Annotated in this window: 15 protein-coding genes and 1 pseudogene; 6 read left to right on the plus strand and 10 right to left on the minus strand. The window is 72.3% G+C overall.

Annotation, left to right across the window (positions count from 1 at the left end; translation table 11 throughout):
* Positions 1-19: 19 nt before the first annotated feature.
* Positions 20-265: a hypothetical protein gene (locus OHB04_RS36230; protein ID WP_326691869.1), complete on the plus strand. Its 246-nt coding sequence runs from the start codon at positions 20-22 to the stop codon at positions 263-265.
* Between the two features lie 246 nt (positions 266-511).
* Positions 512-2,065 carry an MFS transporter gene (locus OHB04_RS36235; RefSeq protein ID WP_326809116.1) on the plus strand — a complete coding sequence of 518 codons (1,554 nt, stop codon included), beginning with the start codon at positions 512-514 and terminating at the stop codon, positions 2,063-2,065.
* Positions 2,066-2,104: 39 nt separating this feature from the next.
* On the opposite strand, the gene OHB04_RS36240 is transcribed toward OHB04_RS36235, so the two are convergent.
* The 3 genes from OHB04_RS36240 to OHB04_RS36250 all read right to left on the minus strand — a co-directional run bounded on the left by OHB04_RS36240 (position 2,105) and on the right by OHB04_RS36250 (position 4,635).
* Positions 2,105-2,977, minus strand: coding sequence for a 3-hydroxybutyryl-CoA dehydrogenase (locus tag OHB04_RS36240; protein ID WP_326691871.1), 873 nt, complete (start codon positions 2,975-2,977; stop codon positions 2,105-2,107).
* 337 nt (positions 2,978-3,314) lie between these two features.
* Complete coding sequence (locus tag OHB04_RS36245) at positions 3,315-3,506, minus strand: DUF1918 domain-containing protein (RefSeq protein ID WP_326691872.1); 192 nt, start codon at positions 3,504-3,506, stop codon at positions 3,315-3,317.
* A gap of 109 nt (positions 3,507-3,615) precedes the next feature.
* Complete coding sequence (locus OHB04_RS36250; protein ID WP_326809117.1) at positions 3,616-4,635, minus strand: DMT family transporter; 1,020 nt, start codon at positions 4,633-4,635, stop codon at positions 3,616-3,618.
* On the opposite strand from OHB04_RS36250, the gene OHB04_RS36255 reads away from it, so the two are divergent.
* From OHB04_RS36255 to OHB04_RS36265, 3 genes are all read left to right on the plus strand, one after another.
* On the plus strand, positions 4,634-6,109 hold the full coding sequence (locus OHB04_RS36255) for an aminotransferase-like domain-containing protein (protein ID WP_326809118.1): 1,476 nt from the start codon (positions 4,634-4,636) through the stop codon (positions 6,107-6,109). The genes OHB04_RS36250 and OHB04_RS36255 overlap by 2 nt on opposite strands.
* 25 nt (positions 6,110-6,134) lie before the next feature.
* Entirely contained in the window at positions 6,135-6,701 is a 567-nt protein-coding gene (locus OHB04_RS36260) for a histidine phosphatase family protein (RefSeq protein ID WP_326809119.1), read from the plus strand.
* A gap of 113 nt (positions 6,702-6,814) precedes the next feature.
* Positions 6,815-7,345: a DinB family protein gene (locus OHB04_RS36265; RefSeq protein ID WP_326809120.1), complete on the plus strand. Its 531-nt coding sequence runs from the start codon at positions 6,815-6,817 to the stop codon at positions 7,343-7,345.
* A 140-nt stretch (positions 7,346-7,485) separates the two neighbouring features.
* On the opposite strand, the gene OHB04_RS36270 is transcribed toward OHB04_RS36265, so the two are convergent.
* Positions 7,486-8,526 (minus strand): DUF6461 domain-containing protein, encoded by a 1,041-nt coding sequence (locus tag OHB04_RS36270; protein ID WP_326809121.1) that lies wholly within the window; start codon positions 8,524-8,526, stop codon positions 7,486-7,488.
* A gap of 63 nt (positions 8,527-8,589) precedes the next feature.
* Between OHB04_RS36270 and OHB04_RS36275 the strand changes: the two genes are divergently transcribed.
* Entirely contained in the window at positions 8,590-9,825 is a 1,236-nt protein-coding gene (locus OHB04_RS36275; RefSeq protein WP_326691878.1) for an acyltransferase family protein, read from the plus strand.
* Here the strand turns inward: OHB04_RS36275 and OHB04_RS36280 are convergent.
* The 6 genes and pseudogenes from OHB04_RS36280 to OHB04_RS36305 form a co-directional block, all read right to left on the minus strand.
* A complete protein-coding gene (locus tag OHB04_RS36280; RefSeq protein ID WP_326691879.1) occupies positions 9,789-10,775 on the minus strand; it encodes an aldo/keto reductase in 987 nt (328 codons plus the stop codon). The two genes, OHB04_RS36275 and OHB04_RS36280, sit on opposite strands and share 37 nt — an antisense overlap.
* Positions 10,776-10,937: 162 nt before the next feature.
* On the minus strand, positions 10,938-11,765 hold the full coding sequence (locus tag OHB04_RS36285; RefSeq protein WP_326691880.1) for an ArsR/SmtB family transcription factor: 828 nt from the start codon (positions 11,763-11,765) through the stop codon (positions 10,938-10,940).
* Between the two features lie 72 nt (positions 11,766-11,837).
* Positions 11,838-12,035: a hypothetical protein gene (locus OHB04_RS36290; protein ID WP_326809122.1), complete on the minus strand. Its 198-nt coding sequence runs from the start codon at positions 12,033-12,035 to the stop codon at positions 11,838-11,840.
* 479 nt (positions 12,036-12,514) lie between these two features.
* Positions 12,515-13,459, minus strand: coding sequence for an ADP-ribosylglycohydrolase family protein (locus OHB04_RS36295; RefSeq protein WP_326691882.1), 945 nt, complete (start codon positions 13,457-13,459; stop codon positions 12,515-12,517).
* Positions 13,460-13,592: 133 nt separating this feature from the next.
* A pseudogene (locus tag OHB04_RS36300) lies at positions 13,593-14,003 on the minus strand (carboxymuconolactone decarboxylase family protein); the annotation flags it as partial.
* Positions 14,000-14,428, minus strand: coding sequence for a MerR family transcriptional regulator (locus tag OHB04_RS36305; protein ID WP_326809123.1), 429 nt, complete (start codon positions 14,426-14,428; stop codon positions 14,000-14,002). The gene OHB04_RS36305 and the pseudogene OHB04_RS36300, both read right to left, overlap by 4 nt.
* Positions 14,429-14,452 lie beyond the last annotated feature (24 nt).

The raw sequence follows: 14,452 nt of genomic DNA on the forward strand, positions 1-14,452 counted from the left end.
CTCGCGCGTGGTGCCGTGCGTGACGCGTGCCGTGCGCGCCTTCTGTTCCGGGGGAAGCGGCGCCCAGCCGTCCGCGGCCCCCGCCGTCGCCCGCGCCGTCACCGGCCGCCGCACCGAGGTGCTGCCGGGCGGCTTCTTCGCGCTGATGGCGCTCTTTCCCCTCGACGCGGCGGGAGATCCCCAGGACGTGGGCGGCGGCCTCGGCACGTACGGCGCCATCGTCAGCACCCTCGTCGCCGGATACTTCACCGCGCGTCGGCGGTGACCTGTACGGCGCCGCCACGCCGCACGGGGTGCGGAGCGTCATCGGCGACGTAGGCCGTCGAGTGCGTGCACGCGGCGCTGCTGCGGCACAGCGGTGGTCATCTTGCGGACGATGTGGCGCTGCCGGCGCTGCGCAGGGAGCGCGTTCCGGCCGGGCCCAGGAAGAAGGAACCCGAAGCTCACACTTTCGGGTGATAAGAGGGGATGTGGCCTTGACGGAGGGACATGGGTGGTTAGGGGTGACGGGGTGGCAGCAGCGAACTCATCATCCCGTCCGGCGGACGCCCCGCTCCGCAGTCTGATCCCGGCGCGAGTCGACCGGATGCCGTGGTCCGGCTTCCACACCAAGATGATCGCGGCGCTGGGCTGTGCGTGGATCCTGGACGGGCTGGAGATCACGGTCGCCAGCTCGGTCACCTCCATCCTCACCAACGAGGACACCCTCGGTCTGTCCTCCAGCGAGGCGGGCCTGATCGCCACCGTCTACCTGATCGGGCAGGTCCTCGGCGCCCTGTTCTTCGGGCGGATGGCCGACAGGTTCGGGCGCAGAAAGCTGTTCCTGCTGACCTTCGGCGTCTATATGTTCGGCAGCGGTCTGACCGCCCTGACCTTCGGTCAGGGGCCCGGCTGGGACGCCTATCTGTATCTGACCCGCTTCATCGCGGGCGCGGGCATCGGCGGGGAGTACGCGGCGATCAACTCCGCGATCCAGGAGATGATGCCCGCCCGCTTCAGGGGGCGGGTGGACCTGCTGGTCAACGGCACCTACTGGGCCGGTGCCATCGTCGGTACCATCGCCGAGCTGTTCATTCTCGGCCACTTCGACGACGGCACGGCCTGGCGCATCGGCTTTCTGCTGGGGCCGGTGCTGGGGTTCTCGGTGCTGTTCGTACGCCGCAATCTGCCGGAGAGCCCTCGCTGGCTGATCATGAACGGGCGCGAGACCGAGGCCGAGGAGGCCATCTCCCGCATAGAGGAGGCCGTGCTCAAGCACGGCAAGACGCTGCCTCCGGTGGACGAGAACGCCGGAATCGAGATCAGCGAGTCGGCGCACAGCACCTATCTCACGCTGCTGCGGGTGCTCTTCAAGCAGTATCCGCAGCGCGCCGTGCTGGCCTCGACCCTGATGATCACTCAGTCGTTCCTCTACAACGCGATCTTCTTCACCTACACGCTGGTGCTCACGAAATTTTACGGCGTTCCCGACGACCGTGCGCCGATGTATCTGCTGGCCTTCGCCGCCGGGAACCTGGTGGGGCCGATCGCGCTGGGGCCGCTCTTCGACATCGTGGGCCGGCGCCGGATGATCGCGGGCACCTATCTCTTCTCCGGGTGCGCGCTGGGGGTGACGGCGACGCTGTTCGTGGCCGACGTGCTGACGGCCTTCACCCAGACCACCGCCTGGTGCGTCATCTTCTTCTTCGCCTCGGCCGGTGCCTCCTCCGGCTATCTGACGGCGGGGGAGATCTTCCCGCTGGAGGTGCGGGGGAAGGCCATCGCGCTCTTCTTCGCCATCGGGCAGGGCGCGGGCGCGTCCGGGCCGTACCTCTACGGGTGGCTGATCGGGGACGGCAGCGATCGGGGGCGGCTGTTCATCGGCTTCCTCCTCGGCGCCGCGATCATGATCGTGGGCGGGCTGGCGGAGGTCTTCCTCGGCGTGGACGCCGAGCGCAAACCCCTGGAGGCCGTGGCCAAGCCCCTCTCCGTCGTCCGCACCTCGGTCAGCGCCGCGAAGCGGGGCACGGCGCGGCGGCTCAAGAAACCGGACGACGGCCCCTCCTCGGGCACCAGCCCGGTGTGAGGGGCCGCGACCGCATGCCCCGGCGGCGCAGGCGGGAGCTCAGCTGTAGGAGTAGAACCCCGCGCCGGCCTTGCGGCCGAGGCGGCCCGCGTCGACCATGCGCTGGAGCAGCGGGGGAGCGGCGTAGAGGGGCTCCTTGAACTCGTCGTACATCGAGTCGGCGACCGAGGCGACGGTGTCCAGCCCGATGAGGTCGGACAGCTTGAGGGGGCCCATGGGGTGGGCGCAGCCCAGCTCCATGCCGTTGTCGATGTCCTCGCGGCTGGCGATGCCGGACTCGAACATGCGGATGGCCGAGAGCAGGTAGGGGATCAGCAGCGCGTTGACGACGAAGCCCGAGCGGTCCTGGGCGCGAATGGTGTGCTTGCCCAGGATGTCGCCCACGACGGCCTCGGCGCGCTGGATGGTCTCCTCGCCCGTGGTGAGGGCCGGGATCAGCTCGACGAGGCGCTGTATCGGCGCGGGGTTGAAGAAGTGGATCCCGATCACCCGGTCGGGACGCGAGGTCGCCACGGCGAGCTTCACCAGCGGGATGGACGAGGTGTTCGACGCCAAGATCGCGTCCGGGCGGTTCACCACCTGGTCGAGCACCTGGAAGATCTCCGTTTTGACCTGCTCGTTCTCGATCACGGCCTCGATGACCAGGTCACGGTCGGCGAAGTCGCCCAGATCCGTGGTGAAGGTCAGCCGGTCCAGCGCCGCGTCGCAGTCCTCCTGGCTGAGCTTGCCGCGCTCGGCGGCCTTGCCCAGCGAGTTGACCAGCCGCGTACGGCCGAGTTCCAGGGCCTCGCCGGTGGTCTCCGCGACCATCACCTCAAGGCCGGCCCGCGCGCACACCTCGGCGATACCCGCACCCATCTGGCCACAGCCCACCACTCCGACGCGCTTGACGTCGGCTTCAGACTCCGTCACCTCGTGCCTTTCGCTGAACTTCACGGTCCAGGTGCGGACCCGGTCCGGCCCCAGCGGGGACACCGGGCGCGCCGCCTCGCCGCCTGACGTTACCTGGGCCGGCACGCCGGGCGGGGGGCGGGTGCGAAAGATCACCTATGTACGGAGTGGGGGTGCACCTGCATGAATGTGCGGGAGCTGGGGTGTGCGGAAGCCGTGGTCAGGGCCTGTCGTCACCTTCGCGTCGTCGCCCGCGTGGGGCCGCGGGACAGACGGAATGTGACCGGGGGCCTGGGCCGTGTCTTCGAAGTCCCGTCTGCCGGGCGGCGCGACGGGGCAAAGCTTGCCGGGAGGGGCACTAGTGCTGCTCCGGCGCCTGGACGACGGAGTCGGGGCCGGGGGAGAGCACCGCCTCGTGGCCGTCCTCGAAGCGGACGCGGTACGGCGGCTCGCCGTTCGTGCCCAGCACCTCCACGATCTCGGCCACTCTGTCGTGTTTGCCTACGACCCGCCCGCGCATCAGCAGACGGTCGCCCGTGTTCGCTCGCATCAGGAGTACCCTCCTGTTCGCCGTTCTCCATCGTGTGGTCCGTGCGTGTGCAAGCCCCGTTCAGCCCGGCAAGTCTACGGTGCGGACCCGAGTTGGGGCCCTGGCGGTGTCAGGCGCGAGTGCGCTGGACCACCACGATGCACACCAGCACGGCGACGGCGGCCACCGGCGCGGCGGGCGAGAGACGCTCGCCGAGCAGTAGCACCGACCACACCAGCGTAAGCAGAGGCTGGGCGAGCTGCACCTGGCTCGTACGGGCCACCCCGGCCAGGCCCATGGCGCGGTACCACACCAGCAGGCCCAGGAACTGCGACCCCACCACGTTCCAGGCCAGCCCCGTCACCGAGTGCGCCGTGAGGGTGACCGGCTCGTGCAGCAGCGCGAACACGGAGCCGACCACCGCGAGCGGCAGGCAGCCCACCAGCGCCCAGCCGATCACCTCCAGCGAGGGCAGCTCCCGCGCGAGCCGCCCGCCCTCGGCGTACCCGGCGGCACAGATCAGCAGGGCGCCGCACAGGAACAGGTCGCCGAGGGTCGGCCGTCCGCCGCTCTGGTACAGCGCGAAGGTCACCGCCACCGCCGCGCCCGCCAGGGCCGCTGCCCAGAACAGCGGTGCGGGCCGGGTGCCGGTGCGCAGCGAGGAGTAGACGGCCGTGGTCAGCGGCAGCAGGCCCACGACGACGGCGGCGTGCGAGGTGGTGGAGGTCTGGAGCGCGAGAGTCGTCAGCAGCGGGAAGCCGATCACCACCCCGGAGGCGGCGACGGCCAGCCCCGCCCAGTGCCGGCGGGCGGGCAGCGGGACCCGCAGCGCGGTGAGAGCGACGGTGGCGACCAGGCCCGCGCCCACGACGCGCAGGGTCGTCGCCGTCCACGGCCCGAAGCCCTCCAGGGCCCAGGCGGTGGCGGGGAAGGTCAGCGAGAAGAAGGCCACGCCGAGGGCGGCGAGGAGGACACCGCGACTCGCTGCGGCCTTCGCTTCCGCGCCCCCGCCCATGTCCGCGCCTGTGTCCCTTCCCGCGGGCGGGCGGCCGGGTGTGTGCGCCTCCCCCGGGGAGGGCTGTTCCGGCGGGGCCGCCGCACCGGGCTCCGCTATCGTGGCGGTGGGGGTAGCGCTATCGTGTGCTCTCATGTCGCAGCGTAGCAGTGTCGCCGAGTTGGCCGCCTCCCTGCGGGGCGAGCTGGACCGCTACTCACCCGGTGAGAAGCTGCCGTCCAGCCGGTCGCTCGTGGAGCGGTTCAGGGCCAGCCCGGTGACCGTCTCCCGGGCCCTGTCGGTGCTCTCCGCCGAGGGGCTGGTCGTCACCCGTCCGGGATCCGGTGCCTTTCGTGCCGAGGCGCCCGGCGCGCCCGACCCGCTCGCCGGGGTTGGGGACACCTCCTGGCAGGAGATCGCGCTGAGCGCCGACCCTTCGGCCGATCAGGTGCCACGCAGTGTGGACGCCACCGGGGTGACCGCCACCCTCGACGCCCCGCCGCCCGGCGTCGTCGAGTTGAACGGCGGCTACCTCCCGCCCGGTCTTCAGCCCGAGCGCGCGCTGTCGGCCGCGCTCGCCCGCGCCGGACGGCGTCCCGGGGCCTGGGGCAGGCCGCCCATGGAGGGCGTCACCGAGCTGCGCGGCTGGTTCGCGCGGGAGATCGGGGGCATCTCCGGCACCGTGGTCCCCAGCGAGGTGCTGATCACGGCGGGCGGGCAGAGCGCGATCACCACGGCGCTGCGTGCCCTGGCCCCGCCCGGGGCCGCCGTGCTGGTCGAGTCCCCCACCTACCCCGGCATGCTCGCCGCAGCGCGTGCCTCCGGACTGCGGCCCGTACCGGTGCCCGTCGACACCGAAGGGGTGCGGCCCGGACTGCTCGCCGAGGCGTTCCGCGCCAGCGGCGCCCGTGTCTTCGTGTGCCAGCCGCTCTTCCAGAACCCCACCGGCGCCGTCCTCGCCCCGGGCCGGCGGCGCGAGGTGCTGCGCGTCGCCAGGGAGGCGGGCGCCTTCGTGATCGAGGACGACTTCGCACGTCACCTCGCCCACGAGGACGCCGGAAGGCTGCCGCCACCGCTGCGCGCCGACGACCCCGAGGGCGTGGTCGTGTACATCTGTTCGCTCACCAAGGCCACGTCGCCCAGCCTCCGGGTGGGCGCCCTCGCCGCGCGGGGGCCGGTGGTGGAGCGGCTGCGCGCCATCCAGGTCGTCGACAGCTTCTTCGTACCCCGCCCTCTCCAGGAAGCCGCCCTCGAACTCGTCGGGGCGCCCGCCTGGCCCCGCCATCTGCGCACCGTCGCCGCCGGGCTGCGTGCCCGGCGCGACATCATGCTCGCGGCGCTGGCGAGCGAGCTGCCCGCGCTGTCCCTCGCGCACGCGCCTCGAGGCGGCTGCCACCTGTGGCTGCGGCTGCCCGACGGCACCGACGAGGCGGCGCTGGCGTCGGCCGCGCTGCGCGCCGGGGTCGCCGTGGCGCCGGGGCGGCCGTACTTCGCCGCCGAGTCCCCGGCGCCGCACCTGCGGCTGGCCTTCGCGCCCGCTCCCGAGAGCGAGATCGTGGAAGGCGTACGGCGGCTGCGCACGGCCTGCGCGGAGGTATTGCCCGGGCATTGCCGCGACCCTCGAACGTAGAGCCGGACGGTTCTACGATCACGGCATGCACGGTCGTCTGACACTGCTCGCCGCCGCCCGCAGTTCCTCCCTGCTCGATGTGCGCTTCGACGACGACCGGCCGCTGGACGCCGCCGGCTGGGAAGAGGTACGGCGGATGATTCCCTCGCTCGCCCACCTGGCGGGCGCCGAACTGCGCTACTGCTCGCCCTCCTTACGCTGCCGCGAGACCGGTGACGTGCTGGGCCTCACCCCGCTCGCCCAGCCCGCGCTGATCGACTGCGACATGGGCCGCTGGCGCGGCCGGACCCTCTCCGAGGTGACGGTCGGCGAGCCGCAGGCCGTCAGCGTGTGGCTGGCCGATCCGCGCTCGGCGCCCCACGGCGGGGAGTCCTTATTGACCTTCATCCAGCGGATAGGAAGCTGGCTCGACACCCGCCCGGTGGGGGAGGGCGGCTGGGCGGTCGCCGTCACCGAACCCTCGGTCGTACGAGCCGCGCTCTGTTACGTGCTCAAGGCGCCCCCGCACGCCTACTGGAACATCGACGCCCACCCACTGGCCGCCCTCACCCTCACGGGGCGGGCGGGGAGTTGGCACGTGGGCCTGCTGTGAGGGCTCGCCCGCGTGAGGGCTTTTCGCCGGGACCGCGGGGCGGCGGGGGCGGTGGGTCCGAGGCGCTCGAAATGTGTTTTCCCCGGGCAGGGGGCTCGTGCCAGGGTCTGCCGATGGACACCGCCCGACACGAGTTGCCGCGCTGGCAGTTCGACCTCACCTGGTCCCTTTTCGAGTACCACCTGGAGCGGCTGGAGCCGGAGGACTTCCTCTGGGAGCCGGCGCCGCTGTGCTGGACGTTGCGGCGGGACGGCGAAGACGGCGCCTGGGTACCGGACTTCGCCGAGACCGAGCCGGATCCCGTACCTGTGCCCACGGTCGCGTGGCTGAGCTGGCACATCGGCTGGTGGTGGGGCGTGGCCCTCGACCACGCGCGCGGGCGCACCCCGCGCGAGCGTGCCGAGGTCGTCTGGCCGGGCCGGGGGGAGGCGAGCGTCGAGTGGCTGCGCGGGCTGCGTGCGGAGTGGACCGCCGCGCTGGAGGAGCTCGGCGAGGAGGAGTGGCAGGCCACGGCGGCCTTCCCCTGGCGGAACGACCCGGAATACACCGTCGCGCACATGGTCGCCTGGGTGAACGCCGAGCTGATGAAGAACGTGGCGGAGATCGGCCAGTTGCGGATGCTGCGCGCCGCCTCCCGGAGCTGAACGCGGCTGGGGCGTTCCCCGAGGGGGCGCGGGGAACTGCGCGCCAAGCCCCAACGCACCCGCGCCCTGCCAAGCACAGGCAGGGGCACCCCCCGCTCAGCACCACGAATGAGGGCAACCGAAAGATCCGCCGGACAACCCTAGCCTCGGCGGGCCGCGCCGTGGAGGGCGTTGAGCAGCCAGAAGCGCTGCTGCTCGGGGCTGTCCGCTCCGCCGGTCATGGCCCGCGTGAGGTGGAACATCGCCGGCGGTCCGTCGACTCCGGCTCCCTCCTCGCGGGCCAGCAGGTCGCCCAGGGTCTGCCACACCGCGGCCCGCCGCGCCTCGGGGCCGGAGCCCAGGGGGCGCGCCGCCGCGCGGGAGGCCAGGTCGGCGCGCAGCTGCGCGCGGGCCTCCGGTGGGCCGCAGCCGTCCAGCACCGCGAGCGCGAGCGTGTACAGCGCTTCGTCGGCGATTCCGTTGTCCCGCGCGGCCAGCTCGATTCCGTACCGCTCCATCGCGGACAGCGAGTTGGCGGTCAGGGCGGTGAGAAAGCCCGCGAAGGGCTCCTCTCCCAGCAGCGGTGAGTCTTCCAGCGCCTGGGGCAGCACCGCCTGTGGCACCTCTTCGATCGCGACGAGCAACTGGGTGCCCCGGGCCCATCGGGCGTCCAGTCGGGCACCGGAGGCCCGGGCGACAGCCGCCACTCCCTCCGCGGCCCAGCCCTCGGCGCCCTGGAAGGCGAGCCCGCTCATATACGGGTCCCACGCCTCGGGGGCGGCCCCGTGCCGCCGGCCGGGGTCGAGCATCTCGAAGGCCGACAGCACGGAGCCGCCCTCGGCGAGCGTCAACCGGGAGAGCGCCTCCTCGTTCCAGTAGGCGCTCGCCGCGCGACCGCCCAGCAGGGACAGCGGGCGCAGCACTTCCTCACGCGAGCCCTGGAAGCCGTCGTACTCGACGACGACCACGGCGGGACCCGCCTGCGCGACGGCGATGTGCGACAGCTCCTCATCGAAGTCCTCGGTCAGCTCCTCCGCCAGCTCCTCGCCCAGCACGCGCTCGTGGGCGGCGGCCGGGTCGCCGCCGAACAGCCGGATCACCTCCGCCGGTTCGGCGCCCGTCACAGCCGTCACACAGGCAGCCGCGTCCAGCGCCAGGTCTTCCAGCAGTCCGTCGAAATCCGTATCCGTGCCGTCTGTCATGGCGAAGAGTATGGCCCGCTGGACTGACAACGGGCACGGTGGTGGCGGACGGGGGGAGCCGCCATGGCCGTCGAACGGCGCACGGAACTCGACGCGTTACGCGCACTGGTCGTCATCGGGCTGGTCTTCTTCCACTCCGCCCTGGTCTTCGACACGGAGACCGACTTCTACATCAAGAACGCGCGGACTACGGGTGCGACGAGGATCGGAGCGGGGTTCGGCGTCGTATGGGCGATGCCGATGCTCTTCCTCGCCGCCGGGCTGGGCGCGTGGTACTCGCTGCGGGGGAGGGGCGTCGGGGGTTTCGTTCGCGAGCGGCTGCTGCGGCTGGGGGTGCCGCTGCTGTTCGCCGAGCTGACCATCCTGCCGGTGCCGCAGTGGCTGCGCGCCCGCTCCCACGATCCCGGCTACGACACCTCGTACCTGGACTTCCTGGCGCGCTTCTACGACGTACGGACGGAGTGGGGGAAGTTCCCCTTCGTCGTGCAGGGCGAGCACTTCGAGACCGGTCACCTGTGGTTCGTGCTCCTGCTGCTCACCTTCTCGCTGATGCTGGCGCCGCTGGTGGGCCTGCTGCCGCGCGAGCGGTGCCGCGCTCCGGTCGAGCGCCTGGCCGCGCTCACCGCCCGGCGGCGCTGCGCAGTGCTGCTGCCCGCGCTCGCGTTCGCGGCGATGAGCGCGCTGCTGGGCCTGGAGGAGAGCTACGCGGGCTGGCACCACTGGACGTACCTGCTGTTCTTCCTCTGCGGCTTCCTGCTGGCCTCGGACGTCCGCTTCCGGGACGCCATGCGCCGGGACGCGTGGTACGCGGCCGTGCTGGGCCTCGCCCTGTTCGCCGCCACGCTGCCCGGATTCACGGGCGCCGACGACCCGTTGACCGACATGACGCCCCTGGCGGTCAGCTGCCGCACGGTCTACGGCGCGGCCGGATGGTGCTGGCTCGTGGCCATCCTCGGCCTGCTCGACCGGAGAGGCCGGCGAGCGCCGGGGGAGACGGAGGCGCGGCCCGGCCGGGCCCGGCGGCTGTACGCCTACCTCGGCCCGGCCGTGCTGCCGCTGTACGTGCTGCACCAGCCCGTCGTCGTCGCCGTCGCCTTCGGGGTCGTCGGCTGGGACGCTCCGACGCTGGTCAAGTACGGCACGATCGTGACGGCTTCGCTGCTGCTGACCGTCGCCGCCTACGACCTGCTGGTGCGCCGTACCCGGGTGACCCGCTTCTTGTTCGGGATGCGCCGCGCGCCGGGTCCGGAGGCCCCGTCCCCTCAGCGGTCGATGACGGAGAGTGCGCGCTCGTCGTAGCGGGGGCCGGCGACCTGGTCGCGGGGGGCCGCGGACTCGATCGCGGACAGCTCCTCGGCGGTGAGGGACAGGCCGAGCGCCGCGACGTTCTCCTCCAGGTACTTCTCCCGGCGGGTGCCGGGGATCGGCACCACGTCGTCGCCCTGGTGCTGCACCCAGGCGAGCGCGAGCTGGCCGGCCGTCACCCCGCGCGCGCCGGCCAGCTCGTTCAGCTTCTCGACGATCGCCAGGTTCTGCTCCAGGTTGCCCTCGGCGAAGCGCGGCTGGGTGCGGCGCACGTCCGTGTCGGCCAGGCCCTCGACCGAGGTGTAACGCCCCGTCAGGAAGCCCCGGCCCAGGGGCGAGAACGGCACCAGACCGATGCCCAGCTCCCGGCAGACCGGCGCGATCTCGTCCTCCAGGTCGCGGGTCCACAGCGACCACTCGCTCTGGAGCGCGCTGATCGGATGCACCGCGTGCGCCCGCCGGATGGTGCGGGCGCCGGCCTCGGACAGGCCCAGGTGGCGCACCTTGCCCTCGGCGACCAGCTCCGCCATGGCCCCGACGGTCTCCTCGATGGGCACCTCGGGGTCGACCCGGTGCTGGTAGTAGAGGTCGATGTGGTCGACGCCGAGCCGCCGCAGCGACGCCTCGCACGCCTGCCGCACGTACGCGGCGTCGCCCCGTATGCGCGTCGGCTCGCCCAGCTTGTTGGCGAATCCGAACTTGGTGGCCAGCACGGCCTCGTCGCGCCGCCCGGCCAGCGCGCGTCCGATCAGCTCCTCGTTGTGGCCGGAGCCGTAGTAGTCGGAGGTGTCCAGCAGGGTGACGCCGAGATCGAGCGCGCGGTGCAGGGCGGCTGTGGACGTGGCGTCGTCGGACGCGCCGTAGCCGTGGCTCATACCCATGCAGCCGAGGCCCTGCCCGGAGACGGTCAGTGTGCCCAAGTGGCGGGTGGGGAGAGTGGTCATGCTGTTGCCTCCTGGTGCGGACGACCGGTCGGTGGATGACCTGATCACCGGCGGTGGGTGATCAGGATGCCGACGCTAGGCCCTGGAGTGCGCTCCAACGCAAACACCTGCCGGTGTGATCCAGGCCGCCCCCGGGCGGCCGGAACAGGCCCGCAGCGGGGGTCAGTCGGACTCGCCGCCGGCCGTGAGGGTCTCGCCGGTCTCCAGCAGCGTCTTGAGGTCGGACAGGATGCGCGGCCAGCCCTCGCCCACCATCTGCCGCGTGGTGCTCCCGGGCGGGAAGCCGACGTGGGTCACGGTGAGCTTGACCAGGTCGCCGACCGGTTCGAGGTCGAAGGAGACCGTCGAGCGGGGCTCGGCCGCCAGCTTGGCGAACACCTCCGGCTCCAGGCCCACCGAGGCCGCGAACTCCTCGGTCATCGTGTGCCAGGTGTAGGACAGGTGCCGGGGCGGGTCGGCCGCGACCACGACCTGTCCGGGGTCGGCGATCGTCACTCCCTCCTGCTCCCAGGTGACGGTGGCGCCGGGCGTCCACTCCGAGATGAAGCTGACGCCCCAGTAGCGCTTGGTGAAGGCGGGTTCGGTGAGTGCCTGCCACAGCCGCTCCGGCGTGGTCTTGATGTAGGTCGTGTAGACGAAGTCCGGTGCTGTTTCCCCGGCCGGTGTCGCGTCCGTCATGGTCTCCTCCTCCAGCGCTGTCTTCAGGTCCGCGAGCGCACGCACACGCTCGCGGTCGTACTGCCGCATCCAGCGTTCGGCGAGGGCGTTGATCGGCACGGCGTTGAGGTAGTGCAGCTTCTCGCGGCCCCGGCGGACGGTGGTCACGAGGTGTGCGGCCTCCAGCACCGCCAGGTGCTTGCTGACGGACTGCCGCGCCATGTCGAGCCCCGCGCACAGCTCGCGCAGGGTCTGCCCGTCGTGCGCGTTCAGGCTGTCGAGCAGCCGCCGCCTGCTGAGGTCGGCCAGCGCCTTGAACACCTCGTCCTCCATGCCTCGCCCTCCCCGTACGTCGATACGCAGCTTTGCGGCTGCCTGAAAATTAGGCAGCCCTTGGGCTGCATGTCAACCGGGGAGGGCCGGACGAGGGCGGGGCGGGGGCCGGGGGAAGGCGGGCGTGCTCCAGTGGCGAAGGTCGCGGCAGGTGTGCTCGCTGAGGGAGCGGGGGTGGTCGGCGTACGCGGGCTCGTGGCTCAGCGTCACGGCGGCGGGGACGGCGATGTCGGGGACCGGCGGCTCCTTCTCGAAGTCCGCTGTGAGCACGACGGAGGTGAGGTGGATCCCCGCGAGCGACCGCGGGAACAGCGCGCCCAGCCACTGGGTGACCCCACCACCGATGTCCCCGCCGCAGCCCCGGGGCCGGCCAGCCGCTCGGCGGCGCGGAGCATCTCCACGAAGCTGCTGGGCCGGCCGTGCGTCATGACCAGTGGCAGCGGCGGCGTGCTCGCCTCCGCGCTCCGCCTGCCTCTCGGGTGGCCGAACTCCGCCTGCCTCTCAGGTGGCCGAACTCCGCCTGCCTCTCGGGTGGCCGAAGTGCACGGTGCGGCCTTCGACTTCGGCGACGAAGTGCGGATACGCGTCGAGTGCCGCCTCGGCCGCCCGTCCAAGCGGTTGAACCGCTGGATGGCCGAGCCTTCAAGCCGGTAAGCAGTCAAGTCGATAAGTCGTCGGCACCCTTCGATACGGCGCAGGACGCGCGCCCCGGGAACGCCAGCCCCGAACCAGGGACGCGGCCTACGGGTTTACGCGCCCGAGCCGCCCGTCGGCTCCCAGCCGCTCCAGTCCGGGATCTCCTCTCGGGCCGTGCGCCAATCGGCGGGGAGACCGGCCGTGCCGGTGCGGGCCGCGACGATGCCTCCGGCGATGGCGCAGGTGGTGTCCCGGTCGCCCCACCCCGCGACGGTCTGCCACAGCGTCTCCGTCAGGTCGTCCAGGTGCCCGGCGGCGGACCACAGCGCGAACGGCACCGTGTCGAGCGCCGAGATCTGCTTTCCCGAGCCCAGCACGGACGCGGCGTGGCGCACCGAGGTGTGGGCGGGCAGGTGCGCCGCGACGAGCAGCCGGGAGCGTACGTCGCTCTCCGGGGTGTACGAGGCGGCCTCGCGCAGGAACTCGGCGCGCTGCGGGGCTTGTTGCCCTCGTCCGCACGCCGCGAGCGCGCCGGCGACCGCCACGGCGACCGCGCCCGCGACGGCCTCCGGGTGGGCGTGGGTGGTCAGGGCGGACAGCCGCGCCTGCTCGACCGCTCCCGGCAGGTCGGTCCCGAACCAGGCGCCCAGCGGGGCCACTCGCATCGCCGCGCCGTTGCCGAAGGAGCCCTGTCCGCCGAACTGCTCCGTGGTGACGGTCCGCCAGTCCTCGCCCTCGCCGATCCGCCGCAGCACGCTGTGCATGGAGGGCCCGTACTTCCGCCCCGGATCGCGGGCGTACTCGGCCGCGAACTCGCGCGCCAGGCCGTCGGGGCGCACCTCGCCGTGCGCCCCCAGGTGCGCGAACAGGACGAAGGCCATGGCGGAGTCGTCCGTCCACTCCCACGGCGCGGGCCTCGGCTCCCGCGCCGCCAGCCGCTCTTCGGGCAGCTCGTCGCTGCGCGTGAACCAGCCGTCGCCGAAGGCGTCACCCATCGCGAGACCGTCGAGGCTGGCGTGCGCGGGGGCGGGGCCGGGGCCGGGTGCGGGGGTGGTCATGGCGGGGACTCCTTGTCGCGGACGCCGGGCGGTCGGTGGTCGGTGGTCGGCGGTGGGTGGTGGGTGGTGGGTGGTGGGCGCTGTGCCGCGGGTGGACCGTTGAGCATCGGGGGAGGGGAAGCCATCCCTCTTCGGAGGGAAGGAGGCCACGCTCGCCGAAGACCTTCTTCGCGACGAAGGTGGCGTTCAGCGCACGGGGGATGCCGCAGTAGACGGACGCGTGCAGGAGCGCCTCGGTGATCTCCTCGGTGGTGAGGCCGACGTTGAGGGCTGCGTTGATGTGCACCTCCAGCTGGGGCTCGCAGCCGCCCAGGGACGTGAGCATGCCGAGGGTGACGAGCTGCCGGTCGCGGGGCGCCAGCCCGGGACGGTCGTAGATGTCGCCGAACGCCCAGGCCACGACCTGGTGTCCGAGCTCCGGAGAGATGTCGGCCAGGGAGTCGATGACCTTCTGGCCCGCCTCTCCGTCGATCCGGGCCAAGACCTCCAGGCCGTGGTCGAAGCGCTCCTGGCGGGTCTGCGCGGCGGCGGCGTCGATGCTCATGAGGGACCCGGTTCCCGCTGCCCGGACAGCAGTTGTTCGTAGTGGCCGATCTTCGTGTCGAGTGCGCGGGCGTTCCGCCGCAGGGCCCGGATACGGTCCGCCAGCCCGGCGCGGTGCTCGCGCAGCATGGCCAGCCACTCGCCGACCGTGGCCTCGCCCGCCGCTCTGAGCTGGGCGAACCGCTGCATGTCGGCGATCGACATGCCCGTCTCCCGCAGCCGCAGCAAGAACTCCAGCCAGGCGAGGTCGGCGGCGGCGTAGCGCCGCTGGTTGCCGGTGCTGCGGCCGACGCGCTCGATCAGGCCCGCCTTCTCGTAATAACGCAGGGTGTCGGGTGACAGCCCGGTGCGCTCGGCGACCTGAGCGATGGTGAGCGTGGTCTCCCGGCGGGGCTCGGTGTCGGGAAGAGCGTTGTCGCTGGTCATGAGAAGAGCCTAGAACTTGGAGTG

This window comes from Streptomyces sp. NBC_01775, assembly GCF_035917675.1.
Taxonomy (GTDB): Bacteria; Actinomycetota; Actinomycetes; order Streptomycetales; family Streptomycetaceae; genus Streptomyces.